Origin of the sequence: Streptomyces sp. NBC_00557 (assembly GCF_036345995.1) — a bacterium.
Classification (GTDB): Bacteria; Actinomycetota; Actinomycetes; order Streptomycetales; family Streptomycetaceae; genus Streptomyces.
In genome coordinates this window covers 3,893,318-3,919,120 of the sequence record NZ_CP107796.1, presented here as the reverse complement: position 1 = coordinate 3,919,120, position 25,803 = coordinate 3,893,318, and the positions used below count along the sequence as shown (strand labels likewise).

Annotated in this window: 22 protein-coding genes; 8 read left to right on the top strand and 14 right to left on the bottom strand. The window is 71.2% G+C overall.

Translation table 11 applies throughout. From position 1 onward, the window contains the following. Positions 1 to 98: 98 nt before the first annotated feature. Positions 99 to 437, bottom strand: coding sequence for a MerR family transcriptional regulator (locus OG956_RS16815; RefSeq protein ID WP_330338790.1), 339 nt, complete (start codon positions 435 to 437; stop codon positions 99 to 101). A 281-nt stretch (positions 438 to 718) separates the two neighbouring features. Between OG956_RS16815 and OG956_RS16810 the strand changes: the two genes are divergently transcribed. After that, a complete protein-coding gene (locus OG956_RS16810) occupies positions 719 to 1,597 on the top strand; it encodes a universal stress protein (RefSeq protein WP_330338789.1) in 879 nt (292 codons plus the stop codon). 338 nt (positions 1,598 to 1,935) lie between these two features. Here the strand turns inward: OG956_RS16810 and OG956_RS16805 are convergent, their stop codons facing one another. The 6 genes from OG956_RS16805 to OG956_RS16780 form a co-directional block, all read right to left on the bottom strand. Beyond that, positions 1,936 to 2,223 carry an SCO5918 family protein gene (locus OG956_RS16805; RefSeq protein WP_330338788.1) on the bottom strand — a complete coding sequence of 96 codons (288 nt, stop codon included), beginning with the start codon at positions 2,221 to 2,223 and terminating at the stop codon, positions 1,936 to 1,938. Positions 2,224 to 2,401: 178 nt separating this feature from the next. Further along, positions 2,402 to 3,910 (bottom strand): DEAD/DEAH box helicase, encoded by a 1,509-nt coding sequence (locus OG956_RS16800; protein ID WP_330338787.1) that lies wholly within the window; start codon positions 3,908 to 3,910, stop codon positions 2,402 to 2,404. A 248-nt stretch (positions 3,911 to 4,158) separates the two neighbouring features. Beyond that, positions 4,159 to 4,365: a cold-shock protein gene (locus OG956_RS16795; protein ID WP_067116135.1), complete on the bottom strand. Its 207-nt coding sequence runs from the start codon at positions 4,363 to 4,365 to the stop codon at positions 4,159 to 4,161. Positions 4,366 to 4,646: 281 nt separating this feature from the next. Next, entirely contained in the window at positions 4,647 to 4,856 is a 210-nt protein-coding gene (locus tag OG956_RS16790) for a hypothetical protein (protein WP_330338786.1), read from the bottom strand. Between the two features lie 73 nt (positions 4,857 to 4,929). After that, positions 4,930 to 5,151: a hypothetical protein gene (locus OG956_RS16785; protein WP_330338785.1), complete on the bottom strand. Its 222-nt coding sequence runs from the start codon at positions 5,149 to 5,151 to the stop codon at positions 4,930 to 4,932. Between the two features lie 134 nt (positions 5,152 to 5,285). Then, positions 5,286 to 6,686, bottom strand: a complete 1,401-nt coding sequence (locus tag OG956_RS16780; RefSeq protein WP_330338784.1) for a helix-turn-helix domain-containing protein — start codon at positions 6,684 to 6,686, stop codon at positions 5,286 to 5,288. A gap of 186 nt (positions 6,687 to 6,872) precedes the next feature. Between OG956_RS16780 and OG956_RS16775 the strand changes: the two genes are divergently transcribed. Then, positions 6,873 to 7,589: a DUF4232 domain-containing protein gene (locus OG956_RS16775; protein WP_330338783.1), complete on the top strand. Its 717-nt coding sequence runs from the start codon at positions 6,873 to 6,875 to the stop codon at positions 7,587 to 7,589. A gap of 57 nt (positions 7,590 to 7,646) precedes the next feature. Continuing rightward, a complete protein-coding gene (locus tag OG956_RS16770; RefSeq protein WP_330338782.1) occupies positions 7,647 to 7,778 on the top strand; it encodes a hypothetical protein in 132 nt (43 codons plus the stop codon). Between the two features lie 63 nt (positions 7,779 to 7,841). Here OG956_RS16770 and OG956_RS16765 read toward each other — a convergent pair whose 3' ends face one another. Next, positions 7,842 to 8,660 (bottom strand): alpha/beta fold hydrolase, encoded by an 819-nt coding sequence (locus OG956_RS16765; RefSeq protein WP_330338781.1) that lies wholly within the window; start codon positions 8,658 to 8,660, stop codon positions 7,842 to 7,844. Between the two features lie 81 nt (positions 8,661 to 8,741). Beyond that, complete coding sequence (locus OG956_RS16760) at positions 8,742 to 9,200, bottom strand: cupin domain-containing protein (RefSeq protein WP_330338780.1); 459 nt, start codon at positions 9,198 to 9,200, stop codon at positions 8,742 to 8,744. A 140-nt stretch (positions 9,201 to 9,340) separates the two neighbouring features. Here OG956_RS16760 and OG956_RS16755 point away from each other — a divergent pair, with 140 nt between their 5' ends. Beyond that, entirely contained in the window at positions 9,341 to 9,958 is a 618-nt protein-coding gene (locus OG956_RS16755; RefSeq protein WP_330338779.1) for a TetR/AcrR family transcriptional regulator, read from the top strand. 788 nt (positions 9,959 to 10,746) lie between these two features. Then, the gene (locus OG956_RS16750; protein ID WP_330338778.1) at positions 10,747 to 13,134 is read left to right on the top strand and encodes a hypothetical protein; all 2,388 of its coding nucleotides are present in this window, start codon (positions 10,747 to 10,749) and stop codon (positions 13,132 to 13,134) included. Between the two features lie 144 nt (positions 13,135 to 13,278). Here the strand turns inward: OG956_RS16750 and OG956_RS16745 are convergent, their stop codons facing one another. From OG956_RS16745 to OG956_RS16725, 5 genes are all read right to left on the bottom strand, one after another. Next, complete coding sequence (locus OG956_RS16745; RefSeq protein ID WP_330338777.1) at positions 13,279 to 14,802, bottom strand: hypothetical protein; 1,524 nt, start codon at positions 14,800 to 14,802, stop codon at positions 13,279 to 13,281. Continuing rightward, a complete protein-coding gene (locus tag OG956_RS16740) occupies positions 14,799 to 20,000 on the bottom strand; it encodes a hypothetical protein (protein WP_330338776.1) in 5,202 nt (1,733 codons plus the stop codon). Before OG956_RS16740 ends, OG956_RS16745 begins: the two co-directional genes overlap by 4 nt. Positions 20,001 to 21,042: 1,042 nt before the next feature. Continuing rightward, complete coding sequence (locus OG956_RS16735) at positions 21,043 to 21,654, bottom strand: hypothetical protein (RefSeq protein WP_330338775.1); 612 nt, start codon at positions 21,652 to 21,654, stop codon at positions 21,043 to 21,045. A 220-nt stretch (positions 21,655 to 21,874) separates the two neighbouring features. Then, complete coding sequence (locus tag OG956_RS16730) at positions 21,875 to 22,447, bottom strand: hypothetical protein (protein ID WP_330338774.1); 573 nt, start codon at positions 22,445 to 22,447, stop codon at positions 21,875 to 21,877. 236 nt (positions 22,448 to 22,683) lie between these two features. After that, positions 22,684 to 23,229 carry an RNA polymerase sigma factor gene (locus OG956_RS16725; protein ID WP_330338773.1) on the bottom strand — a complete coding sequence of 182 codons (546 nt, stop codon included), beginning with the start codon at positions 23,227 to 23,229 and terminating at the stop codon, positions 22,684 to 22,686. Positions 23,230 to 23,337: 108 nt separating this feature from the next. Here OG956_RS16725 and OG956_RS16720 point away from each other — a divergent pair, with 108 nt between their 5' ends. The 3 genes from OG956_RS16720 (at position 23,338) to OG956_RS16710 (ending at position 25,525) form a co-directional block, all read left to right on the top strand. Beyond that, positions 23,338 to 24,246: a serine/threonine-protein kinase gene (locus OG956_RS16720; protein ID WP_330338772.1), complete on the top strand. Its 909-nt coding sequence runs from the start codon at positions 23,338 to 23,340 to the stop codon at positions 24,244 to 24,246. A 227-nt stretch (positions 24,247 to 24,473) separates the two neighbouring features. After that, the gene (locus OG956_RS16715) at positions 24,474 to 24,653 is read left to right on the top strand and encodes a hypothetical protein (RefSeq protein WP_330338771.1); all 180 of its coding nucleotides are present in this window, start codon (positions 24,474 to 24,476) and stop codon (positions 24,651 to 24,653) included. After that, complete coding sequence (locus OG956_RS16710; protein ID WP_330338770.1) at positions 24,650 to 25,525, top strand: hypothetical protein; 876 nt, start codon at positions 24,650 to 24,652, stop codon at positions 25,523 to 25,525. The genes OG956_RS16715 and OG956_RS16710 overlap by 4 nt, the downstream gene beginning before the upstream one ends. Positions 25,526 to 25,803 lie beyond the last annotated feature (278 nt).

Here is a 25,803-nt window from a genome sequence, read left to right as displayed (position 1 = left end):
TAACACAGGTCGGGTCCCGGCGCCCGTGTGATTTCCGGAGCGTTTTTCAGCAGCCGTAATCCTCGCGTGCCGCAGCCAGCAATTCTCCACTCGCCGGACTAGGTATCCGGGTCGCGCCCGTCCAGCTTCCGGCGCATTTCGCGGTTCAGGCGATGGGCGTCCTCGAGCTGGTCCTCGAGCGAGACGATGCGGCACGCGGCCTCGACGGGGGTGCCCTGGTCGACCAGTTCGCGGGCGCGGGCGGCGATGCGCAGCTGGCGGCGGGAGTACCGGCGGTGGCCGCCCTCCGAACGCAGCGGCGTGATCAGCCCGGCGTCGCCCACGGCCCGCAGGAAGGCGGGCGTGATGCCGAGGACGTCCGCCGCCCGTCCCATGGTGTAGGCGGGGAAGTCGTCGTCGTCGAGGTTGCCGGCGCCGGTGGCGTTCTCAGCGGGCATGACACCTTCACTTGGGGGACACGGCGAGGGGCCCGGGCGGGCGCGGTCCCCGGCTGCGCAGAGTCGGCACCCACTGCCCCGTCCGGCAACCCTAACGCCGCCGGGTCCGCGGATGTGGGCTCGCCGTGACAGATTTCCACGCAGGCCGCCCTCGGCGCCGTCGCCGGGGGAGACGCGTGTTCGTACCGCGCCTGACATCCGATGCGCCGCGCGACGCGGTGGCGGACGATGGACGGGAGCCGGGACGGCGGCCGTCCAGCCGGCCGGCGAGGAGGCGCGGTATGGCCAAACCGGTAGTGGTGGGAGTCGACGGCTCACCGGCCGGCCTGCAGGCGGTCGAGACGGCTGCACGCGAGGCGGCGCTCAGCGGAGTGGGGCTGCGGCTGGTGCATGCCTTCGGATGGCCGTCGATCCACCCGCCGCCCGGTGGGCCGCCGTGGAGTCCCGCCGCGGCGGGACTGCGCGAGCTGGCGGACGGCACGCTGGCCGAGGCGGAACAGCGGGCCCGCGCGATCGCACCCCAGGTGGACATCACACGCGAGATCACCGCCGGCGAGCCGGTGATGGTGCTGGAGAGGGAGTCCCGCACCGCCTCGCTCGTCGTGGTGGGCAGCCGCGGGCTGGGCGCCTTCGGCAGCCTGCTGCTCGGTTCCACCGCCGTGCATCTGGCCGCCCACGGCCGTTGTCCGGTGCTGGTGGTGCGGGGCCGTGCGGACCCGGCCGGTTGCGTGCTGCTGGCGGTGGACGGCTCCCCGGCGGGCGAACGCGCGGTCGAGTTCGCCTTCGCCGAAGCGGCGGTGCGCGGTGCGGGTCTGCTGGCCGTGCACGTGTGGAACACCCGCAGCGAACGGGCCCACGAGGGGCGCGGCGACCCGCTGAGCCTGGTGATCGACATCGAGGCGCTCCGCGAGGAGGAGCAGCGGCTGCTGGACGAGACCCTCGCCCCCTGGCAGGCACGGTGGCCCCGGGTCGCGGTGGAGCGGCGCCTGGTGTGTTCCCGGATCCGCCCGGCCCTGATCGAGGCGAGTCGCGACGCACAGCTGGTGGTGGCCGGCGCACGTGGCCGCGGCGGCTTCACCGGCCTGCTGCTCGGCTCGGTCAGCCAGGCCCTGCTGCACCACGCACACTGCCCCGTCGCCGTCGTCCGCGGCCAGGACTGACGCCCCTTCTCCGGCGCACCGACGACTGGTTGAGCCCCTCACCCGCCTGCCCCGCTCCGCCGAGAACGCCGTCGGGCGGCAAGCCGAGCGCGGGCGAAGGGTGTCAGCGGGAGGGAGCAGCTGACGCGCCCGGTTGTCGCCGGGCAGCCTCGCGGCGACAACCGGGGGAGCGGGCCGTACCGGCCTCGCGCGGCTCGCGGCTCATGGCCGAACCGTCGGCCCTGCGGGACGCGGTTCGTGTCCGGCCCGCCACCGGCCGGGTGCCACATCTCCGGGGTTCCAACCCGAGGACGACGCATCATCTGCGGTCGCCCTCGAGAGGTCCCCGGCCGGGAGCGTCACCAGCCGAGCGCGTCCTCGTCGGCTCGCGTGTGCGGGGCCGGGGCGACCGGGGGCGCCTCGTGGCAGGTGAAGCCCAGCCGGGTCAGCGCCCGGCGCATCTCGGCCACGGTGAAGTCCCGGCGGTTCTGCCGGGTGATCACTTCCCCGACCTGCATCACGGGGTACAGGCGACGCCCGATGGTCACGGACACGCCGGTGACGGGTTCGGGCGCGATGCCGCTCATGGACTGTTCGACCTCGCCTTTGGTCAGGTCGAACGGGAAACGGGCGATGACACAGCGCATGGATGCCTCCACAGGGTGGGGAAAGACGCCGGAAGGACCGACGGCACCACCGCGTCCGGGTGGAGCGGGCGAACGGAGCCGGCGGGCGAAGCGGCTGGATGACGGTCAGGGGCGGGTGCGAGGAGGCCCAGGGGAGCGGCGGCCCGCTCCGCCCCCAAGGGCGCGCCCCCGGGTGCGGTTACGGGTTCCTGCGTGCGGGCCGGCGGGACCGAGCCGCGGCGGCCCGGCCCCTGCGCTGCCGTCCTGCGGATCCCGTGCCCTCGCGACGGGCGTCGGCCGGTACGGCGAGGGCCACGGGCACGCCCGAGGGGGTGCGGGCGCCGGTGATGCGCTGCAGTTCGGCCTCGCCCGGGCGGACCCGGGCGGTGCGCGCGGTGATGCCGGCGTCGGCCATCAGGCGGTCCACCGCGCGCCGCTGGTGCGGCAGCACGAGCGTGACGACCGTGCCGGACTCGCCGGCGCGCGCGGTACGGCCGCCGCGGTGCAGGTAGTCCTTGTGGTCGCCGGGCGGGTCGACGTTCACGACGAGGTCGAGGCCGTCGACGTGGATGCCGCGGGCGGCGACGTTGGTGGCGACCAGCACCGTGACCTGGCCGTCCTTGAACTGGGCGAGCGTCCGGTTGCGCTGCGGCTGGGACTTGCCGCCGTGCAGGGCCGCCGCGCGCACGCCGACGGACAGCAGGTGCCTGGCCAGCCGGTCCGCCGCGTGCTTGGTGTCCAGGAACATCAGCACGCGTCCGTCGCGGGCGGCGATCTCGGTCGCGGCGGTGTGCTTGTCGTCGTCGTGCACGTGCAGCAGATGGTGCTCCATCGTGGTGACGGCGCCGGCGGACGGGTCGACCGAGTGCACGACGGGGTCGTGCAGGTAGCGGCGTACCAGGAGGTCGATGTTGCGGTCCAGGGTGGCCGAGAACAGCAACCGCTGGCCGCCGGCGGGGACTTGGTCGAGCAGCGCGGTCACCTGGGGCATGAAGCCCATGTCGGCCATCTGGTCGGCCTCGTCGAGGACGGTGACGGCGACCTGGTCCAGCAGGCAGGCGCCGCGTTCGATCAGGTCCCGCAGGCGGCCGGGCGTCGCGACGACGACCTCCGCGCCGGCGCGCAGCACGTTCACCTGGCGGCCGATCGACACGCCGCCCACGACGGTGGCGAGCCGCAGGCGCAGGGCGCGGGCGTACGGGGCGAGCGCGTCGGTGACCTGCTGGGCCAGCTCACGGGTCGGTACGAGGACGAGGGCGAGCGGCTGCCGGGGCTGGGCCCGCCGCCCGTCCAGACGCGCCAGCACCGGCAGTCCGAAGGCGAGCGTCTTGCCCGAGCCGGTACGGCCCCGGCCCAGGACGTCCCGGCCCGCCAGCGCGTTCGGCAGCGTGGCCGCCTGGATCGGGAACGGCACGGTCACGCCCTCGGCGACGAGGGCGGCCGACAGCCGTGCGGGCATGTCGAGTTCGGCGAACGTCCGCACCGCCGGCAGCGGCTCGGTGAGGGTGACCGGCAGGGCGAACTCCTGTCGGCGCGCGGCGGGGCGCGCGCCCTGGCCGGTCTTGCGACCGGCGCCCGGACGAGAGCCCTGGCGGCCCGCCCCCTGCGAACGGAAGCGGCTGCCGGGAGCGGAGCCCGCCGAACGGGCGGGCCTTCCCTCCGCGCGGGAGCCATTGGACGTGCCGCCGGTACGGCGGGTGCGGTTCATGGAGGAACCTTCCTCGATGCGGCGTATCGAGGAATTCCGTCCGGCGGTGCAGGACCGCATGCGGATTCGCAAGAATGAGCCGAAGAAAAAGTGAAGGGCGGGCCTTTTCGTGCCGGCCCGTAGCTGTCCGTGGTCCGGGGAATCCGGGAAACGGGCAGAGTGAATGAGTGGGGGCCCGCACCCCAAGAGTGCGGGCCCCGACCACATGATGCGCGAGCCGCCGGCTCGCGACGGATTTCGCGTCGGCGTCAGGCGGGAACGATGTTCTCGGCCTGCGGGCCCTTCTGGCCCTGCGTGACGTCGAAGCTCACCTTCTGGCCTTCCTGAAGCTCGCGGAAGCCACCGTTGCTGATGATGTTCGAGTAGTGGGCGAACACGTCAGCGCCGCCGCCGTCCTGCTCGATGAAGCCGAAGCCCTTTTCCGCGTTGAACCACTTCACGGTGCCAGATGCCATAATGAATCTCCCTTGGGGGGCAGTGCCGGACCCGCACTCTGCGGAGCCGAGTCGCCGCGATGATCACCCCTCCGGAAGGTTCCGGAAAGCTCTGCAAAGAAAAAAATCTCTGGCAACCAAAACTGCAACTGCCGCCACGCTAACACAGGCCGAACGGAAACGGCGATGCGTTGCGGTTGGCGTCCGGTAATTCCTGTTCCGCCGCGGTGGGTATTTCTGTCGCGGCGGAGTCAGATTTTCGCGGCCCCGGCCGGTGAACGCCGCGGGGACGACGGTGCCGTTCAGCCGTTGCGGTCCGCCCGCCGGGCTGCCTCGGCCTGTGCCGCACGCAGGCTCGAGCCGGACTCCTGCGAGCCCGCGAGCGGCGAGGTCTCGCCGTACCCGGAGTCAGGGACGAAGTCGGGGGCCTGGAAGGGGTTGGTCGCCGGGCGCGGCGATGCCGCGGCGGAAGAGCGGGGCTGCTCTTCCAGCGCGGAGAACAGTGACGTCACTTCGATGGGGGGCTCTCTTTCGTGTCAGGTACCCGAAGGGGTCCTGGGCGTGTCCCGACCGGACACGGCGGTCCTACAGCTTGGTCATCTTGGCGTAGGGGCTCAGGATCCGCATCTGCGCCGAGCCGAAGTCCACGAGCGCCGCGACGCCCTCCTCCATGCCGATCACGCGGCCGAGGCCGTACACGTCGTGCGTGACCTGGTCGCCCACGACGAAGTGCTTGGGAACCGGTGCTACCGGGGCCTTGAAGGGGCTCGTGGGCAGGTGACGCTTGGGCGCAGCAGGCTTTGTCATGACTCAGTATGAGCCCATCTGCGACCCGTTTGGTGTGGCCGTCGGCACAGATCCACACGGCAGCCACCGCGCCGGTCCGCTGACCTGGCGTTTCACGACGGGATGCGGCGAAAATCGGCGGCGGGCCGATCTCGTCAGCCGTCCCTTCTGATCCACTCGCTGCCGCCCAGCGGGTAGTCGTACCCCGGGCGGTTCACGTCGGCGCTGGTGTGGAACGGGGTGCCCTTGTCGTCGATGTGGACGGTGCCGTGGCGGCCGCCGCTGGACCAGTCGAGGGTGAGGTCCCACCGCACGTCGTGCGCCTTGGTGTGGGCGGTGACGTAGAAGACCTCCGGGTCGGACTCGCTGACCTTGTACGGGAAGTCGCGCTGGCCGTTCTTGACGGTGACCGTGGGGCTGCCGTTGTCGAGGTCGATGTCGAACGACTTGGTGTCGACACCGCCGCCGCAGCCGACGCCCATCGAGTAGTCGTTCCAGGCGAGCGGCGCGCCCTTGGAGAGGACGCGCACGTGCAACGCCTCCAGGACCACGGTCTCCTCGCCGGTGCCCTGGACGGTGAGGGCGACCCGCTGTTCGCCCGAGGACACCGCCCCGTACGCGGCGGCCCAGCGCGGGGCGTCCTGCTCGTTCGGCGCCGGCGGGCCGACCTGCCCGGGTTCGCTGTCGACGAGGAAGTGCTGGCTGCACGGGTCGTCGTAGACGTAGGGACGGATGCCGACGGTGAGCGGTACGGCTCCGGTGGCCCCGCCGTCGGCGCGCCGGGCCCCGCCCTGCCTGCCGCCCTGGGCCGTACCCGGCTCGGCCGCCCCCTCGGACGCGGTGGCGGAGGCGGAGGCCGATGCGGACGGCTTGTGTCCCTTCACGCTCGGGGACGGCGAGGCGGACGCCTTCCCGGCGCCCGCCGTGCCGGTGGCCCTGGCGGGGGCACCGGCCGCCTGCTGATCCTCGGTGCCGTTCCCGCCACCGAGCATCGGGCGCACGGTGAACACGACGGCTCCCAGCACGGCGGCCGCCGCGACGCAGGCGACCAGTACGGTACGGCGACCACGGGGAGGGCGGGGACGCTGCGGCGGCGCGAGCGTGCGGGGCACGTCGACGACGACCGGCCCACTGTTCTCGCCGTCGCTCTCTGCGGCCTCCACGGCGTCAAGGGCATCGTCGGAACCGGCATCAGCGGAACCGGCGGAGCCGGCTTGCTGAGCCGCATCCGTCCCCGCGCCCTTGTCCGCTCCCTTGCCTCCCGTCCCCCCGCTTCCCGGCCCCTTGTTTCCTCGCGTTCGTGCCGCGTCGGCCAGGATCCAGCGCCGGTGCAGTTCCACCAGCTCCTGCGGGGTCGCCCGGCAGACCCGCGCGAGGCGCTCCACGGGTGCGTACTCGACGGGCACCGCCGTGCCGTTGCAGTAGCGGTGCAGCGTCGACGTGCTCATGTGCATCCGCTGGGCAAGCGCCCCGTAGCTGAGCCCCGAGCGGTCCTTGAGCTCCCGCAGCAGCCGGGCGAACGCCTCCGTCCCCCCGGCCCCAGTCGTCCCCGACACCCCGTTCCCCGTCCCCTCGTGTTCCAGCCGTGCGTTCCAGGCGCACCGCGTTCCCCCTGGTCACAGCCTGTTTCGGTGTTCCAGCATCCCCAACTGCCCGCTGTGCGTGGCGGCCGGGACGGATCACCTCACAAGCTTCGGCCATCCAATCATCACCGCACCCGAACACCGAAGGGGCAAGCCCGCATGTCCAGCCTCCGCACCACCCGCGCCCGTCTCGTCGCCGCCGCCGCGACCGCCGTTCTCGCCGCGCTCTCCCTGACCGCGTGCGAGGACGGAACAGGCGTCCACGCGTCGGACGCCCCGACGCCGGCCACCGCGACGCCGAACTCCCCCACCACCGCGCCTTCTTCCGCCGCCCCTTCTTCCGGTTCTTCCGGCGCCGGCTCCTCCTCCCCGCAGGCCGGGGGCACCACCGGCACGGCACGGCCCGCCGCGGGCGCGTCTGCGTCGAAGGCGCGCGTCCCCTCCGGCAAGCCGGTCACCTGCGAGGGCGCCAACACCAGGACGGTCGCGGCCCCACTGAACCGCCCGGTGAACCACATGCTGCTCACCGTGACCAACACCGGCAGCGTCCCCTGCTATCTCTACGGCTACCCGGCCGTCCGCTTCGGCGAGGCGCAGGCGGTGCCCCCGGTCATCGAGGCATCGCAGCCGCAGGCGGTCGTCGCGCTCGGGCCGGGCGAGTCCGGCTATGCCTCCGTGAACCTGTCCGCCACGGACGGCAGCGGCACGAACGGCCACACCGTGAACTCCCTGACGGTCAGTTTCCACGGCCGTTCCGGCAACGAGAGCGTCGGCACGAGCGCTCACCCCTCGCTGCCCGCGAAGGGCGTCTACGTCGACGACTCGCTCAAGGTCACGTACTGGCAGCAGTCGATGGACGACGCCGTCCAGTGGTGACGGCTCAGCACCCCTTGAAGGACCAGCCCCCGGATTCGAGCAGGAAGGCGACCCACCATGCGCAGCACCCGCAGGATCTCCCGCTTCGTGACCGCCTACGTCCGTGCGGCCTTTCAGGTGATCGTCCTCGGCGGCACCGGCCACCTCGCAGAGCAGGCGGGAGTCCGCCGACGCCACCGACCGATCTGAACAGGCCGGCTGCAGGGCCGTACGGCGGTCGTTGCAGCCGCGTCCGGAAGCCACATCTCCGGGTCAGCGGGCCGGCCGGTGGTTGGTGTGGGCTTCGGCGAAGTCCCAGACCGTGGTGAGGAGTTGCCCGGGGGTCTCGATCTGGGGCATGTGACCGGTGCGGGGAAGGATCTCGAACTCGGCGCCGGGGACGGCGGCGGCGTACGCACGTCCGTACTCGGTGTCGGCGACCTGGTCGCTCTCGCCCCACGCGACGAGGACGGGGACCGTGACCTTGGCCAGGCGCTCGCGCAGCGTGGGGTCGGCCATGGCGTGCGGACCCGAATAGACCTGCAGCGCGGCCCGGTTGGCGGCCGCGGTGGCACGCTGCTCGGCGGAGAACGTGCTCGGGTCGATGCGGAACCTGTCGGCGTCGTGGAAGGAGAGAGCGGACAGCTCGGCGGGCGTCAGGGCGAAGGGATCGGCGACCGGGTGGCCGGGGACCTGGATGCCGACGGCGTTGACGAGGACGACCCCGCCGATCCGGTCGCCGCCGAGCAGGGCGATCTCGGCGGCGATCCAGCCGCCTATGGAGTTGCCGACGACGGTGACGTCCTCCAGGCCGAGTTCCTCCAGCAGCCGTCCGTAGACCTGGGCGAGCGTGGGCACGTCGGTCAGCCAGTCGGGCCGGGCGGTGCCGCCGAAACCGGGGTGGACGGGGGTGATGACCCGCGCCGGCCGCTGCCCGGCCAGGAGCCCCGCGAACCCCGTGACGGTCTGCGGACCGCCACCGCCGTGCAGGAGCAGGAAGGGGTGCCCCTTGCCCCGCTCGTCGACGGTGAAGCTCAGATCGACGTCACCGGCGTCGAGGGTGAGAGTGATCGCACGGTTCGTACTCGTCATGCAAGTCTCCAAGGGGGTGTCTGACGACGGGGTTACGGCGGTGTCCGAGACGGGGTTGACGGGTGTGACGGACGCGGGCCGTCAGGCGTAGTCGGTCGCCGGCACGGTGGCGTACCGGCCCATGACCTGGACGGTCGCCTGCGGGGTCGGCTCCTGGCCGGCGGCGACCATGTCGCGCAGGTCGCGGAAGTACTGCACGTACAGGTCGGGCGTGAAGGTGTTGATCATCACCGCCGGCTCGTCGCCGGCGTTGGCGAACGTGTGCGGGGCGCCGGGCGGGACCATCACGAGGGTGCCGGGCGGCGCGACATGGGTCGTCTCACCGACGGTGAAGTGCACGGTGCCGGAGACCACGTAGAAGCCCTCGTCGTGCTGGGCGTGGCGGTGCTGCGGGGGTCCCTGGGTGTGCGGGGCGAGGGTGATCTCGGCCATGCCGAGACGGTGCCCGGTGGTGCTGCCGTCCTCAAGGATGCGGATCTGCGCCGGGCCCAGACGGATCGTCTCGCCGTCGTCCGGACCGACCACGGAAACCTCGGTCATCGCCGTCCCCTTTCATGAGAGCGAACTCTCACGAAGCAGACTAGAGGGGCAGACTCTCGTCATGCAAGTGCACTCTCACAACGAGAGCAGTCAGTGATAATCTTCCGGCGCAAGGGCGGGACAGGAAAGGAGACGCACGCGTGGCGACGACGCGGACGGCCACCGGCGGCCGCACCAATCAGAAGAAGCGCACACGTACGGCGATCCTCGAAGCCGCCCGCGAACTCATCGGCATGGGTGGCGAGGTGACCATGCCCGCGATCGCGCGCGCGGCCCTGGTTTCCGAGGCCACCGCCTACCGCTACTTCCCCGATCTGCCCTCGCTGATCAGTGAGGCCCTGGCCGGCGCCTGGCCGCCGCCCGCCGAGGCGCTCGCGCCGGTCGCGGACTCCACCGACCCCGTCGAACGGGTCGCCTTCGCCTGCGAGTTCCTGTTGCGCGGAATACTTCTCCGGCAGGGAGCGGTGCGCGCCGTGATCGCGGCCACCATCACCCGCCCCGAGACGGCGACCGCCCGGCCCGGTGTGCGCTTCGGCCTGATCGACCTCGCGCTCCGCCCGCTGGAGGACACCCTGGGCGCGACGGACCCGGAAGCCCTCGCCCAGCTCAAGCGGGACCTCGCCGTGGTCGTCTCCGCGGAAGCCCTCTTCTCCCTCACCGACCTGTGCGGCCTCGACGCCGAGGACGCCATCGCCAGCGCGGTGCGCACGGCGACGACACTCACCGAAGCCGCACAGCGCACGATCGAACGAGGCTGAGCCGCACACGCCGAAGCACCGACAGCCGGGGCGAGTTGGGCAGCGGCTGTCCTCCCGCCCCGACAGATGACCGCTCCGCTGACCGTTCCCCGTCACGTCACCAGTGCCCCGCGGAGTGAGCGGGTCGGACCCGTGTTGCCTCGTGCAGGACCAGCATGTCCGCCACGAAGCAGGCGACCTCGCCGTCCGCGTCGCCGAAGCACCGCCGCCCCTGCGCGTCGCTCAGTCGGGCACACGGCGGATACGACGGAGACGCCAGGCGCGGATCTCGCCGTAGAGCACGCAGGCGACCAGTGCGAAGAGCATGGTCTCGATGCTCGCTGCCCACGGTTCGGGCACCCACCAGTGACCTACGACCGCCAAGCCGGCCCCGACCGGCACGGCCAAGAGGTAGCCGCGAAGACGCTCCCGCAGCCGACGCACATCGTGCCGTGGTTCAGCCGCCACGATGGCCCGGTGCCATCGCAGGATGATGCCTGATCACAGGCGTATGCTGCTGATCTTTGCCCGGCAGGTCAACTGTCCTGCCGCAGTGAGCCGACCGTTCCCCGCGGCAGACGCGACAGATGCGCTGCGGGCGGTCCCAGAGGAAACAGTCAGGGGGGCAATTGATGTCTGTTTTTCACGCAGGGCGGGTTCGAAGACGCGCCGCGGCGGCGCTGTGCGGAGCGGCGCTGACCGCCTCGATACTGGTCGCGCCCACCGCGACGGCGTCGGACAGCGGACCGGCCACGGTAGGGGCCGTAGCGCCGGCAGCGGACGCGGCACTGCGCACCAGGAGCGTTGCGATGGGGCCCGACGGGCGCATCGAGCTCATCCACGGACGGGACGTCCGGGTGACGTCGGGCGAGCAAGGCCCGGGTCGCGCCACCCGTTACTCCTTCGCGTCGGTGAAGGGCACGGTGTCCGTGCGGTCGGCCGGGAAGTCCACGGCAGACCGGACCACCGCGAAACTTCCGTTGACGGCGCGGACCAAGGACGCGCGGAGCGTTCCCCTGACGACGAGCGCCGCCGCGTCGGCGTACTCGGTCAAGCTCACCATCACGCACGCCGACGTCGTGTCCAAGCTGTTCTACGTCTGGAACCGCCGCACCTGGACGTCGTACGCCGTCAACAGCGACACCGCGGGCGCCTCATCGACCGTGCAGCTGCCGCCGGGTGACTACTTCTCGGTCGCGCTGCACAACGACTGGCAGGAGCCGAGTTACCTGCTCACCCGTACCTTTTCGGTCGGTTCGGCCGCCACGACGGTCTCCTTCGACCAGAGCGCGGCCAAGGAGACCGCGATCCACACCGACGACACCACAGCCACCCGGCACGCGTCCGCCGTGTGGATCAGCGTCCCGGGCGGCGACCTGGCGGGCTTCGCCGGTTCGGGGGCCGACAAGGTGTACGTCACTCCGTTCTCGGTGAGCGGCGTGTCGCTGCGCCTGCACGAGGTGCTCGGCAGGAAGGGTTCCTCGGCGAGCGTGCCGAGCCCGTACCGCTACGACCTCACGCACAGCTTCACCACGACCGTGCCCGCCTCGCCGGTCGCGACGGTCCGTACCTCGGCCCTGGCGAAGACCATCACGAGGGTGCGGGCCCCGGGTACGCGCACGACGGCCAGTCTGCAGAGCGTCCCTTCCATCGGCGAGTGGGCGGGTGTCTACATCGGCAGCGCGGTGCCCGTCGCCGGTTCGGTCACCGAGTACGCCACCCCGGGCATCACCTACAGCCGACTGCTGTCCTACGGCACCGGCGACCTCAGCCTGAACCTCCCGGACCGCACGCTGCCCGCCGGGACCAGTGCCGGCGAGACCCTGGGCGCGGCCCCGCTGCAGCCACTCCGCCGGGAACGGGGCGGTTCGCAGCGGAACTACGGGAAGGTCTGGCTCTACGAGCCGAACGCCTTCAGCGACACGGCCGGCCACGCGGCGAGCGACGGCCGCGCGACCTACTCGTACAAGCTCACCTCCTCCGACGGTGTCACCTACGCCCAGGCCGACGGCCTCGGCGCAGGCGACGCGGTGACGTCGTCCAGCCTGCCGTCACTGCAGGGGACGTACACCCTCGACCAGACCGTCCACCGCGGTGTGCCGTACTCCCGGCTGTCCACCGACGTGCGCAGTGAGTGGACGTTCCGCTCGGAGTACGCGGCAGGCCGCGAACTCCCGCTGATCGACGCCCGGCTGAGTGTGCCGGGGCTCGACGAGTACGGCCGCGCGGCCGCCGGTCCCGTCCGGGTAGAGGCGAGCGCGACCACCCGCAACACGGATGCGGCGCAGGCGAACACGAGGATCACCGGGCTCGCCTACTCCACCGACGACGGCAGGACCTGGACGGATCCGGCCGTCGCGTCGGACGGCTCGGCGACCGTCGACGTTCCCGCCACCGCCTCCTTCGTCTCTCTGCGCGTCACCGCCGCCGACGACCAGGGAGGCATACTCCGCCGCACCATCGCGCGGGCGTTCGCGGGCCCCGCGCCGCAGGGCGACGAGACAGTGGGGGAGACCCGCATCTCGAACGTCGTGGTCAACGGGGGCAAGCCCGTCGAGCTGACCGACGCGCCGCTGCAGGAGTTCAAGGCGAAGTTCACCGCCGCCGACCCGTCGGGGATCGCCGGCGGAGACATGTACCTCTACAAGGGGTCGTACGACACCCCCGACGCCGTCCTCTACGGGGCCTTGCCGGCGGCCTGCACCAAGGCCAGCGCGACCACGTCCACCTGCGAGGCGTCCTTCGCGTACATCCAGCCGCGCTGGACCCTCGGCCGCAACTCTCTCGCCGGCGCCTGGAAGTTGGCCGCCTGGGCCGAGTCCGCGGACGGTAAGGGCCACGTCGACCTGCACACCGCCGAGTCGGTGCCCGTGCTGCGCGACGCGCTGCTGACGGCGAACGCCGCTCCCGAGCCGGTGACCAAGGGCAAGACCCTCACCATCACCGGCAAGCTCTCCCGTGCGGACTGGGAGACGCGCGGCGGCTACCAGGGATACGCCGGTCAGAAGGCGACGCTGCAGTTCCGCAAGAAGGGGACGTCCACGTACACGACCGTGAGGACGATCACCACGGACAGCTACGGAAACCTGAAGACCACGGTGACGGCGTCGACGGACGGCTACTGGCGCTACACCTACGCAGGCTCGTCCACCACCGCCCGCGCCACAGCCCCGGGCGACTACGTCGACGTCCTCTGACGACGCTCCCCCGCCAGGTTCCGCCCCGCCCAGGCCGGAACCTGGCGAAAGCCCCCACTCGGGTACGCGACACCCACCCACCCGCCTCTCCGAGGGCTCGCGCCCTCAGCAGGGCATCCTCAATCTTGTGTCGGGCAGGCGTCTCTACCGGCATAGTTCTTTGATCAGCGTCTGCAGTCCCTCCCCGTCCAACGGCGTGCGGTGGGCGAGCCGGTTGCGGGCGTCGCGGAGGATGCGGAGGTGACGGCGGTCGCGTTGGGTCAGGGCAATAGCACCGTCGCGGAAGGCTCCCCACATGGCGCCCACCTCCATGGTCTCGATGAGGGTGCTCGTCGGCACGCCGCCCTCGTCCAGGTCGCGGCGTGGTCCGTACTGCTCGGCGAGGCGCTGCAGGGGGAGGCGCGCGTTGGCCCGGACGACGTCCGCGAAGCGCTCGCGTGAGGCGTCCAGCAGGGGGAGCAGCACGTGGTTCTGGGCCAGCCACACCTGGGATGCCATGGCGTGCTCGTTGTCCAGGAAGTGGGCCGGGTGACGGCGGAGCCGGCCGTCCCAGCTCTCAACGGCGGCCGCGTTCCAGGCGGGCAGCAGGGTTTCGTCGGGGTGAGCGCCCGGGCCGCGGGCCAGGGTCTGGTCGGACAGGAGGAACGCCTCGGGGACGGGTCCGGCCTCGATCACCTCGCGCAGGGCGTCCGGCAGGGTCTCCGGGCGGCCGTCGGCCCACCGCGCGGCCAAGGACGACGCGATGTCGAGGAAGGGGCCGCAGATCTCCGTGATGGTGGCTTGGGCGACGGCCTCGTAGAGCTGCCTGCCGGCGAGGGAGGAGTCGAGCGGCGGGCGGGAGAGGGCGACCACCGTCGCGGTGTCCAGGCGGCCAGTGACGCCCCACCACCAGTGGACCGCCACGTCCTCGCGAACGAGCTGGCCGGGCAGGCCGGGCGGCAGGTCGTCGGTCGTGGCGACCACCAAGGCCCGTGGGCCGCGGCCCGGCGGCAGACCGGCCTCCTTCGTCACCGCCACCATGCGGCGCAGGAGATGGCCGGTGGCGGACGGCGCGGACTCGCGCCATCCCCGGACCACCACCGGCCTGATCTCGGGCTCGCCGTTCCGGCATCGGACGAGACGGGTGAGCACGTCCCCCTCCTCGTCGCCGTCCGCCATGTCGCCTTGGAGGTTCACCTCCTTCGCGAGACGCTCCAGGAGGCCGGCCAGCGCCTCCGCCTCGGACGGGCCGCCGGCTTGCCGCCCCGGCCCGCCCTGGAGGGGCGGCGGCGCAGGCGAGGCTGACCCGGGCCTCGGCGGCGCCCCCGGTTCTGGCGCCGTCGGCGGCGCGGATCCGAACAGGTCGCCGAGTCCGTCGTCGTAGTCCAGGACCGGGGCGAGGCCGGACCACCGGGCGGTGTCGGGTGCCGCCCGCTGTGAGGGAAGCCAGGCGTCAGCCGTGGGCGGGGCCGCGTCGCCGGTCCCGGCCGGAGGAAGCAGCACGTAGTCGTCCAGCTCGTGCAGCACGTCGTCCAGCAGGTCCTCGCTCGGTGACCCGGGCCCGTCCACCAGCCGTGCGGGCAGCAACAGCAGGCAACTGCGTCCCCGTTCCAGGTCGTGCGCCAGACGGGCGAGCCGGAGCCGGACACCGGGCAGCGCCGTCCGCCCGATCACCGTGGGGTACGTCACGCCTGGCGCTCCACCGTCTGCAGTGCCCGGAAGGTGACCAGGTCGAGGGCGTAACCCTCCTCCCCGTCGTCCAGGACGCCGTGGTTTTCCAGCCTGCGGATGAACTCGGAGGTCTCCTCGATGGTGAGACCGGTGACCGCGGCGATGTCCACATGGGTGGACGCTTCACCGGGCTCCAGGTACTGAACCCAGGTGCCCAGCAGGGCGAGGGTCCGCACGTCGAGTTCAACCCGTTCCAGGTGGCCGCGGGCAGCCTCCTCCCGGTCGTACACGGCCTTGCTCGTCTGCAGGGCCGTCTCCAGGGTCGCCCCGCCCCGGGTCGCCAGATCGATGGTGCGCTCCACCAGATGCGGCCAGCCACCCGTCGCGTCCACCAGGCGGCTCCTCTTGTCCGGGGTGTCGAACGGGCACTCCGGCCACGCCCGAAGACTGTCCACGTTCCACCGCGCAGGCCGTATCACCTCGGTGACCCGCTCGTCGTCGAGTACCGACCGCGCCCGCGGATCCACCAGGGCGATCACCGCACGGTTCTTGTCCTCCCGGGAGATCGCCGTGTACTGGCAGAACCGTTCCAGGGCCTCGGTGAGACTGTCCATGCCCAGGTAGCGGAGGTCGGCGACGACCACGCCCGGCAGCCGGTCTCGGGTGGCCTTGGTCAGGACGTCGACGAGCGTGTCCGGCGCCGCGTTGTAGACGGCGAGCCCGCGCGCCTCGGCGTAGGACCGGACGGCGTCCATGGCCAGCTTCGGCCCGTGCGCCTTGGTGAGGCACACCAGGCGGAGTCCGGGGCTGGTGGCGAGGAACAACTCCTGCTCGGTCAGCGGGCTGTAACGGTGCACCCCCTCGCGGTCCTGCCCGACCAGACGCCGCGAGAACCGCGGGTTGTAGTCGTACGGCAGGCTGAACTCGGTCTGTTCCAGTTCCAGTTCCAGGTCCTCCAGGGTGCCCAGCATGTGCACCACGTTGGGGCTGCGAACCGCGTAACGCCGGTGGTCGCCGACCTGCTGGGTCAGCAACCCCAGGCCGACCATCTCGTCCAGGTAGATCTTCACGTCATTGGCGGTCAGACTGCGGAAGCCGTCCTCCCAGTGCGCCTTCGCCGCGTGCAGGAGTTCATCGGCGTCGTAGCCCCGCTGGAAGCCGTCGGCATGGCTGCGCAGCGCGATCACCAGGGCGAGCACCCGGTAGCGGTCCTCCAGGTTGATGGTGAGCCTCATCCGCTCGGCGATGGATCGGTGCACCTCTGCCGACCGCGTCACGGCCCGGACGTCCTCCTCGGTGACGGTTATCGGCCACTGCGCCGAGCCGACCGGCTTCTCACGCAGCGCGGTGACCAACCGCTCGCAGAAGATCTGCACCAGGCACGCCTGGTAGTTGGTAGCGGCGAGGACTCGCCACACCAGCTCCGCCCGCTCGAAGCGGTACCCGAACGCCGCCATTGGCCCGACGACCAGCCGCTGCGCCTCGGCCGGCTTGAGTGGGCCGATCAGCAGTTCACGGCCATGTGCCAGCGGCACGTTCGACAGCTTGCTGAACCGCTGCACCTGGTGCAGACCGGCGAAGATGACCTTGAAGCGGCGGTCGGTGCTGTCCATCAGCCCCTTCAGCCGCGCCACGTTGGCGAACGTGCCATCGCCGCCTGCGCCGCGCACCGCCTTGGAGTCGGCCGTCAGGAAGGCGTCCGCCTCGTCCGCCAGCACCAGTACTCGCCGGTCCGGATTCTCCTCCAGCCAGCGCCGGACCTGCTCCACGAGCCGGTCCGGCGGCATCGCGGTGGACACCTTCGGCCCCAGGATGCCCACCCGCTTCAGCTCCGCGGCGAGCACCGGCCAGATCCGCTCGGCCGGTTCGGCCTCCCCCACCCCGCGTGCCTTCAGGTCCAGGTAGACGGCCTTGCGCTCCGGGCTCGACGGATAGTCCGCCTCAACCTTGCGGAGCAGCGCCGACTTTCCGAGCTGCCGGCCTCCGTACAGGAAAAGGGCGCCCAGCGGGTTCACGACCTCGGCCATCTCCTCGCTCCGGCCGTAGAAGACCTCCGGCGGCACCAGACCCGCCACGAACGGCGTGTACGGCTTGAACCCTGTCCACGGCAGGGTCACCCGCTGCAGCGCGCGGAAGGAGCGCGGTGACCGGGCCACGACCCAGCCGAAGACGGCAGGGTCCACGACCAGCGCCTGCTGCGACGACGTCCGGGCGTGCATGACCAGCTTGCGGCGGCCCGCCATGCCCAGCGGGTAGAGGTAGAGGATGATGCACGCGCCGGTGTCGTTGCGGTCGAGCAGTTCCAGCGGACTGCGGCCGCGCAGTTCGTCGGTCACCACCAGGATCGTGTAGGTGGAGGCCGCGGAGCCGAGATCCGCGACATAGCCGGGCGCGCTCTCGTCGGCGCGCAGCTTGGCGCTGAGCCGGAGGATGCCGCGCACCTGGCGCTGGTCGTCGCGGGAGGGCGGACGGCCCTCGAGCCCCAGCAGACGCAGCACGGTCGGCACGTGCTTCTGCCACTCCGCGCCGCGGGTCGTTGGCCTGCCGAGTGCGTCCCAGGATTCCAGGCCGGCCAGCGCCGTGTCGGTCAGCGGCTCCCCGTCCGCGTAGGCATCCGCCCACGGACGTGCCGAAACGCCCTGCTGACCCGACTTGACGGGGGTGACGATCTCCAGCCCGGCGACGAAACGTTCCAGATCCTCTCCCGGCGCCTCGCCGCTCCACTCCGGCAGGCTGTCGCCCTTGCGCAGCAGCGCCAGGCACTCCTCCGCGGTGACGGTGTCGCCCGCTTCCAGCAGACCGTGGATACGGTCACGGTCCTTCTCGGACAGGTTCATCGACTCCAGTTGGCCGCGCAGCCTGCGCACATGCGCCTGCACTCGGTCCTCGAGCTCGGCCTCCAGACGGCGGATCCGCTCGACCGTGGTGCGGAAGGCTCCCTCGGGGACGGCCCGCTCCAACTGCTCCAGACGTCCCACCAGGTCGCGTTCGGTGACCACGTCCAGGTTCTGCTGGGTGCGCAGCTCCGCGAGCAGCCCTGACGCCACACGGTGCCGCTCTGCCCGGATCGACGACCAGCGCGCCCACTGCGTGTCGCGCCGCACCCGCCAGTCGACCGGCAGCATTCCGTCGTCCGTTCCGACGGCGGGGACGAGCCCTTGGCCGAGAGCCTCGACCAGGGCGTCCGCGAGGTGCAGGTCGCCGCGCTCGGCGTAGGCGAGGAGCACGGACGGTACGTCCACCGGCCCGAGCAACGCGCCCATCGCCTCGACGAACCCGGGAGCGGCCGGATCCGGCTTGCCCTCGGGGGTGCGCGGCAGGTCGGGGGAGGCGAGCAGCGCCTCGGCGGCGGGGCGCAGCGCCCGAGAGAAGGCGGGCACCGACCCGTACCCGTCCGAACCGTATTCCTTTCCGTCCTCCGTCTCGTCCGAGCCCTCGAGGATGATTTTCCGGGGGCCCGTGGCGGACGGCGCGTCCTGGCCCTCGAGCCAGCACCGCAGGCGCAGCAGCGCCGCGCCTTCCACGCCGGGGGGCGGTTCCTCCTCCCTGACCTGTGCCAGGGCGTGGCCCAGGTCCGTCACCGTGTCGCTGCGTTCCTCGACCTCCGACGCGGCCAGGGCGCGCGCCTGGACCAGCAGGGTGACCACCTGGTCGATGCGGCTGATCAGGGATCGCCGGGCCTTCGCCTCGATCGGCACCTTGGCCTGCTTCGGGGTGCGGATCGCCGCGTCGGCCTCCTCGATCATCCGTTCCGCCGCGTCACGCTTGCTGAACACCCGCCAGGCGTCGTCCAGCACGGACCGCTCGGCGGCGCCGGAGGCCCAGTTCTCGATCGCCCGCAGGGCGAAACCGAGCGGCTGGTCGTGGCGCATCAGCAGGTTCTGCACCTGGGTGGCGCGCGCGTAGCCGATCCTGAGCTTCGGCACCTCCTCCCGGAGCCGTGCAGCCTCCTGGGCAACCTTGGTGCGGGTGAGCGAGGGGTTCGTGTCGACGGAGAACCGCAGGGCCGCCGGGTCCAGCGGCTGGAAACGCTTCAGGATGTCGAGCGCGCACTCCAGCAGGTGGCGCCAGGGACCGGGGAGAGAGGCGCAAGGGTCGCACTGCAGCAGCACGTCGTTCGGGTGGCCCGCGACGAGTCCCGCCCGGACGGAGGCGACCGCGGCCACCATCAGTGCGGGGCGGTCGCTCTGGAGCTGCTCCAGGTCGGGGCCGAAACGGGAGATCACCGCGGTGCCGTCCTCCGGCAGGACGGTGGCGAAGGCAGCGTCGGCGAAGGCGAGGCAATCGGCACGGTAGGAGGGTTCCCCGGAGCCGACGGTCATCCAGTACGCCTCCTGGAAACGGCCGGCCTGCACCAGACGCTCCACCGGGGAGACGGAAGGGCCCTCCGGGGACAGCGGGTTCCCCTGCCAGACGAGGGGTCCCTTCGTGTCCGCTTCGTCCGCCTCCCCCGATGCCGGGTCGACAGGCGTGTGAGGGGAAACCGTCACGGCGGCTGTCTCGGGCCCGGTCCCGTCGGTTCCCCCGGTGCCGGTCCTCGGCGGCTCGGGCATCCTCCGCCGGGAGGACGGCTCCGTCGACACGCGGCTGTCCGGCCGGGGGCACGCCTCCTCCGGGGCGTCCTCGGGCGTCAGGGCCGGTTCCACGGCGGGCGTCGCCGTGGCCGACGTGAACGGGGCGGCCGGCTCGGGCGTCACGGGCAGCTCGGGCGGCTCAGCCAGGTCGAGCGGCCCGGGGCCGGTCGCCGAGGCCGCCTCCTCCTCCCCATCATCCGGCTGCGCACCTCCGCGCGAGGGCGTCTGCCCTGCGGCTTCGTCTTCCGTTCGGGGCGACGGCACCCGGACCGCGTCCGCGTCGGCCTCCGGGTCGGTCCCGACCGCCTCCCCTCCCAGCTCCGCGATCTGCTCGTCCAGAGCCCGCAGCGCTTGCCGCATGGGGTCTACGTGCGACCCTCCACCGGTCTGCTCGATCATCCGCAGGGTCGCCAGCAGCCCCTTCCGCTGTTCCTGCAGCGTGGCGATACGGCTCGCCCGCTCACCCGCCCTCTGCTCCTCGGCGCGCAGATCGTCGACAACCCGCTGCAGCTGCGACCACCCGCTGTCCTCCGGCCATCCCCGGCCGACCTTCTGCGCCGCTTGCGCGGCAGTCGCTCGCTCGTTGTTCCATTCGGCCACACGTGCCAGCACGCTGTCCGGAACGGCACGTCCGTCGTCCACGTCCTCAGCTGTGGACCGCAACAGGCCGCTGAGCTCCTCTGCCTTCGGACGAAGCCTTCCTAGCGTCTTCTCCAGGACCGACGCCGTAACCGGATCGGAAAGGGCCGTCATCTCCTGTCCGCACTGGCCGCTCTCGCTGCCTGCTTCGGCCACGGCCCCTCCCCCGTTGCTCTTCTCCCGCAGAGACATTTCCTGATCCGCTTCTGGATCAGGCCCGTCAACCGATTTGGCTGCTGCTTCGGCAAACCGCGTCCAGTGCTCCTCCACCATCGCCTGCCGAGGCGTTCCCTCCTCCGAAGCGAGCGCGTGGAGCGTCAACGTGGCCAGCACCGGCGGAAGTGCGGCGAACAGCGCCTCGAAAACCTCGGGGTCCGCCCCCTCGAAGCCCTCTGCGGGCAGGTCCTCACGGGCGGCCAGCACATCGCCGGCGAACTTCGCCGCGGCCTCCGCCACGAACCTGACGTCGCGCACATTGGCACGGCCCAACCAGGCGCGCGCGGCAAGAAGTTCACGCTTGCCGTACCGAACCGACCTGCTGGGAGAGGGGACCTTCGCCAAATGCGGCAAGGGACCCGGAACACAGAGAAGTTCACGCAGCCCGACATCGTCGAGCCCGCACAGCCAGGCCTTCAGGTCCCCACCCGATCTCCCCATGACGGGATGATGCCAGAGCATGACGATTGAGCCAATCCGCAGGCACGAATCATTGCAGGTGGGAGGGGCACTCAAGCGGAATTGGATTCTCCGCTCGTGGTTGTTGGCGCGCCCGGGGCCTTCACGCCGGGCGACGTGCGCCCGGAGCTCACCAGGGCACGTGGAGGGCGCGGCGCGGGCGAGGCCGTCGCCAGTGTGCAGGCATGAACCACTTCGGCTTCCACATCGAGGACACGGCGGCCACCTACGAGGCCCTGGTGGCCGCCGGCCTTCCGAAACCGGCCGCATGCCTCACCGAACGCCGACCAGACGTTCATCAGCGGGCCCGGACGGTCCCAGGACGGGGGCAGCACCCACGTGAACAGGTCCCGGAACCGCCCGGATCAGATCAGTCGGCCAGCCGGTTGACGGCACCGGCGGTGATGCCCTCCATGTAGCCGGGGTCGTCGCTGGGCTGACCGGTGAGTTCGACGATGCCGAACCGGTGGCCGCTGCGGATCACCGCGACGCCGCCGGCAACCTTGCCGTCGCCGCTGAAGGCCGGGTACCAACTTCCCTCGCCGGCCTTGACGGTGATCGTGTGCCCCTTGCCGTAGTACCAGTGACCCCGCGGCTCGTTCTGGCAGCCGCGCACCAGCTTGTCGAGCTGCTTCGCGTACGAGGCCGCCGATGCGCCGGTGGCACCGTCCGCGACGGATTCGGTCAGCAAGGTGCCTTTGGTGTCGAAGGTCCAGGTCACGTCGGCATAGGCGGCGGCCTTCCCCTTGGTCAGCTCGCGCATCGTCTCCTCGCCGGAGCATGCCGAGAGAGCTTGCTTCCCGGTCAGGTCCACCGTCGCGCGGACCGGCGCCAGGCCCTGCTGGAAGAAGTCGTCACTCTGCATCAGGGCGGCGGAACCGAGGCCGGGTCCGGCAGCAGCGGCGGCAAGGGCGGTCGCCGGCCGGCTCGCAGAACTCGTGTCCGCGCCGGCGGCGGGAAGCGCGCCGATGCCGACCGCCATCAGGGCGGCACCGACGGCGGCGGCTGTTCCTGCGGTACGGCCGCGACGCGCGGACTTCCTGCGGGCTGCCTGGTTGTCGGACATCTCATCTCCTGTCTGGTCGCGACGCGGTTGGCGTCGTCGTACATCTGGGAGATGCCGGGGGCAGCGGAGATGTTGGATCGCGATCTCCGCGATCGATGTGACCCGTATCACGTCCACTGGTGGGGCGGGGACGGTCTCAGAGCCGTGTCACGGCCGCACGGACGATCCGCGTCATCGCAGCCGTGTCCAGGCAGGCATCGATCTCCAGGACCCCGTAGTGCGTGCCGTTGCGGAGTACGGCGACGCCTCCACACGGCTCCTTGCCTCGTGGCGCGGTCCCCGTGGTGTTCAGGTCGCCGCCGTACACACCCATCCAACTCGCGGTGATGTCCGCAGCGACGTCGATCGTGTGCGTCGGCCCGTAGACCCAGTGGGTGGCGGGCTCGCTCTGGCACGGCACTTCCTCCAGCAGCAGGCGTTCCGCGTAGTTCTGAGCCAGTGCGCGGCTGCCGGCGTCGTCGGCGACCTCGCGTGCGACCTGGTCGTCGATGTCCGCCGCCTCGGTAGGGTCGCCGGGGCCTGTGTCCTTGCTCGTCACCAAGCCGCGGAAGTGCGCGCCGTACGCTCCCAGCGTCTCACCGAGGGTCTTCTCGCCGGTGCAGGTCGCGTTGGCGTAGTTGCCGTCTCCGACGCGATCCCGCACGTAGATGCGCTTGGAGAGACCCACCTTCCGGAACTCGGCCGCCGTCAGCAAGTGCCGGTTCGTCATGGGTCCGCTCGCGGGCCTCGGCGCCGGAGAGCCGTTGCCCGGCGAGGACGCCGCAGCGCCTGGCGTCCCCCTCGGGGTGGCCGGAGCAGAGGGCGCGGGCAGGACGAACCGACCGGTCAGCAGGCCGAGTCCGATGGCTACCGCCAGGATGACGGCGATCGTCCGAGGACGCACGGCAGCACCTCCCGGCCCGCGGTCGAGCTGATGCACACGTGAGAGCGGGAAGCCGGGGCGTCTCAGAGGCCACCGCCGAGGCGGTCCCGCATGAAGCGGCGGGCCTGATGGATGCGGTCCTTGACCGTGCCCAGAGGAGCGCCGGTGATCTCGGCGACCTGAAGATAGGTCAGGTCTCCGAGATCGCGGAGCACGAAGGACTCCACCAGGGCCGGGTGCCGCTCCTCCAGTGCGGCCAGCGACTCCATCAGGTCCAGGCGGGTCCCCGCGATGACGCTCGTCGTCCGTGGATCGGCACCGTCGGGAACGACGGCATGACTGTCCTCCGCGCGTCGGCGCATCGAGCGATACGTGGACCTGGCGGCGTTCGAGGCGATCACCGTCACCCAGCCGAGGAACGAGCCCCGCCCGGTGTACTCGTGCAGATGCGTGCTGATGGACAACAGGGCGTCCTGCGCGGCCTCTTCGGCGTCGGCGTGGTGCGGAAGAAACCGGGCGCAGCGGCGCAGCACGGTGGGCCGAAGCCTCACGAGGAGGCGGTCCAGGGACGCCCGGTCACCTGCCTGGGCAGACGCCACGAGGTGCGTCAGCTCATCCTCCTCGAGCACCCTGCTGTCCCCCCGCTATCGTCCGACCTGGACCCCACTGGGTCGCACGGAGGTTCCCGACCACCGCCGGCCCCATCCGCCACATCGCCCCGGGAAAAATGTTGCCACATGCAGAAGCTAGGTCGTTATCTCCTCGAGGACAGGCTGGGAGCCGGTTCGTTCGCCACCGTCTGGAAGGCATACGACCCCGAGCTCGACACCGATGTCGCGGTCAAGGTGCTGGCCGACAACTGGGCGTCGAACGCCGATGTACGGCAGCGCTTCCTGGCGGAGGCGAGGCTGCTCCGCAGGATCTCCAGCCCACGTGTCGTGCGCGTTCACGACGTCGGCGTCCAGGACGACCGGCCGTACTTCGTCATGGACTACGTCCGAGGCGGCACGCTGGCCGAGAAGACGGGGCACTGCCGGGCCGCGGAGGCGCTCCGGCTCGCGGCCGAGGCCGGGTACGCGGTTCAGGTGCTCCATGACGCGGGCGTCGTCCACCGCGACATCAAGCCGTCGAACCTCCTGCTCGACACCGGCCGCACGCCTGCCGCCGTACTTGTCGCGGACCTCGGCAGCGCGAAGCGACTGGCCGACGCGTCGGGGCTGACAGTCACCACCGGCACTCCCGCGTACATGGCGCCCGAACAGGCCTTCCAGACAGGCGGGTTCGACGGCCGGGCCGATGTGTACGCCCTCGGTGTCGTCGCGTTCGAGTTGCTGACCGGACGCAAGCCGTTCGGGTCGGGCGGTCGCACCGTCCTTGTGACGCAGCAGGCGTCGACGACGTCGTTGCCGTCCCTTCCCAGGGAGCTGGGGGTTCCGGACGGCATCGAAGCACTGCTTCGCGCCGCGCTGTCCGTTGACCCTGACGAACGACCGCAGACGGCACAGGCGTTCGCGGACGCGCTGCTGTCACGGGAGGGAGAGGAGTGGGCGCCGGTCAGGTCTTCGGGGCCGACGCCCCTGACGGTCTGGCTGGCGGCGGTCGTCGTGTTCCTGACGACAGCGGTGCTGACCTGGTTGTCCCGCTGAACTTGCGGGTACTGTCCGCCTCGGTGCCTTCGGCCTACCGGGGAGACATCGCTGCCCGCGGTGCACTGCTGGGCGAGCGGGCGCACTGCACCGGCCGCGCCGCAGCGCGACGTACCGGTGGGCGACGCTCCCGCCCGCCGACCTGTACTCGTACCCGACACGGGAGAGCCGGCCGCTCATGGCCGAGCCGTCGGAACCGGGCAGCTTCTGGCCGTACGGCCTGGGCCATGACAACGAAGGGCATCGTCAAGCTCGACCGGAACGAGTACGCCGCGCTCCAGCAGATCGTCAAGGCCAAGGGCGACATCAGTGCGGCCCCGCAGCTGACCCGTGCCCCGCGCTTCGTGAACAACCCACAGGCCGTGCAGAAGGCCTTGGACATCTACAACGGGACCTATCCGTCATGACGTACAACTTCCTCACCGTAGAGCCTTTGAGCGTCGACGTTGCCCCTGCGGTACTTGCGCAGTGTCTGAACGTCCGTGTGCAGGAGATCGACGTCGCTGACGAGGACACTGACCAGGAGCTGCGCAACTGGGATGCCTTGGTGTTCTGCGACAAGGTCACGGTGCTGGGTGACGTGTCCGCGTCCCTGGACATCTATGTCCAGGAGTCCGTGCAACCGCAACCCAGCGAGCGCGACCTGGCGTCCGTCTTCGCCCGGGCGGCAGACACCGTGGTTCTCTTCCCCGCCGAAGAAGCGCCGCCGAGTGCGTACTGGCTGGCCGGGGAAGACGGTCTGGTCACGCGAGCACGCCTGTACGGTTCCGACGACGGACCTCGTTACACGATCGACCGGGTGGAGGATCCCGTCGGCCGACTGCCGCATGTCACGGTGGCCCGGATTCCGGAAGTGGTCCGCGAACTGAAGATCGCAACGCCACTCGCCGACGCCTTCGCCGCGTACCTGCGACGCATGCACCCGGACGAGGCCGGCACCTTGGGATCGCCGGCCTGGACGGCGAGCGATCGCCTCGGTGCGTGGGAAAAACTCGTCCGCCAGATGGAAGCCGCGTGGGCGCCTTCCGCTTGGTATCCCTCGGACCTCTACGGTGAACGCCTCGAAGTGCGCGACGAACTGGAGCAAGTCCGCACTCGACTCCCGCAGGACCTTACTGTCTTGCTCCGGGACTCTCTTGCGCCTCTGGACGCCCTCTTCGCCGAGCTGACAGTCGATGACACCGGCGGTCTGCTCCGCAAGGAGCTTCTTCCGGCGGAGGGCGCCGCCTCGTCCCACGGATGGTGGTGGGACCGCCGCCCTGAACCTCTGCCCTGGTGATACGACGGACCGGTGGCGCCGGCTGCGGTCCAGCCTGGCCGGACCCGGTCTTGAGACGTTCCGGGCGTGCCTTTGGCTCCGAGATGCGCCGACGGCGCTGCGCGATGCGGTACTACGCGACCTGCCGGAAGCTGTGGCTTCTGCGCGCCGGTGAGCTTGCTGATCAATCGCACAAACAAGGTCCAGGTCTCTGACCTGGGCCTTCACTCTGGAGCGGGTGACGAGAATCGAACTCGCGCTCTCAGCTTGGGAAGCGACGGCGCTGGACTGGTCACTAG

What these genes read in the sequence shown, in the direction of transcription:
- OG956_RS16720 (WP_330338772.1), top strand. Translation starts at nt 23,338, where the DNA reads ATGCAGAAGCTAGGTCGTTATCTCCTCGAGGACAGGCTGGGAGCCGGT.
- OG956_RS16785 (WP_330338785.1), bottom strand. Translation starts at nt 5,151, where the DNA reads ATGACAAAGCCTGCTGCGCCCAAGCGTCACCTGCCCACGAGCCCCTTC.
- OG956_RS16795 (WP_067116135.1), bottom strand. Translation starts at nt 4,365, where the DNA reads ATGGCATCTGGCACCGTGAAGTGGTTCAACGCGGAAAAGGGCTTCGGC.
- OG956_RS16735 (WP_330338775.1), bottom strand. Translation starts at nt 21,654, where the DNA reads ATGGCGGTCGGCATCGGCGCGCTTCCCGCCGCCGGCGCGGACACGAGT.
- OG956_RS16775 (WP_330338783.1), top strand. Translation starts at nt 6,873, where the DNA reads ATGTCCAGCCTCCGCACCACCCGCGCCCGTCTCGTCGCCGCCGCCGCG.
- OG956_RS16715 (WP_330338771.1), top strand. Translation starts at nt 24,474, where the DNA reads ATGACAACGAAGGGCATCGTCAAGCTCGACCGGAACGAGTACGCCGCG.
- OG956_RS16760 (WP_330338780.1), bottom strand. Translation starts at nt 9,200, where the DNA reads ATGACCGAGGTTTCCGTGGTCGGTCCGGACGACGGCGAGACGATCCGT.
- OG956_RS16805 (WP_330338788.1), bottom strand. Translation starts at nt 2,223, where the DNA reads ATGCGCTGTGTCATCGCCCGTTTCCCGTTCGACCTGACCAAAGGCGAG.
- OG956_RS16810 (WP_330338789.1), top strand. Translation starts at nt 719, where the DNA reads ATGGCCAAACCGGTAGTGGTGGGAGTCGACGGCTCACCGGCCGGCCTG.
- OG956_RS16770 (WP_330338782.1), top strand. Translation starts at nt 7,647, where the DNA reads ATGCGCAGCACCCGCAGGATCTCCCGCTTCGTGACCGCCTACGTCCGT.
- OG956_RS16765 (WP_330338781.1), bottom strand. Translation starts at nt 8,660, where the DNA reads ATGACGAGTACGAACCGTGCGATCACTCTCACCCTCGACGCCGGTGAC.
- OG956_RS16730 (WP_330338774.1), bottom strand. Translation starts at nt 22,447, where the DNA reads ATGACGAACCGGCACTTGCTGACGGCGGCCGAGTTCCGGAAGGTGGGT.
- OG956_RS16815 (WP_330338790.1), bottom strand. Translation starts at nt 437, where the DNA reads ATGCCCGCTGAGAACGCCACCGGCGCCGGCAACCTCGACGACGACGAC.
- OG956_RS16800 (WP_330338787.1), bottom strand. Translation starts at nt 3,910, where the DNA reads ATGAACCGCACCCGCCGTACCGGCGGCACGTCCAATGGCTCCCGCGCG.
- OG956_RS16750 (WP_330338778.1), top strand. Translation starts at nt 10,747, where the DNA reads ATGGGGCCCGACGGGCGCATCGAGCTCATCCACGGACGGGACGTCCGG.
- OG956_RS16710 (WP_330338770.1), top strand. Translation starts at nt 24,650, where the DNA reads ATGACGTACAACTTCCTCACCGTAGAGCCTTTGAGCGTCGACGTTGCC.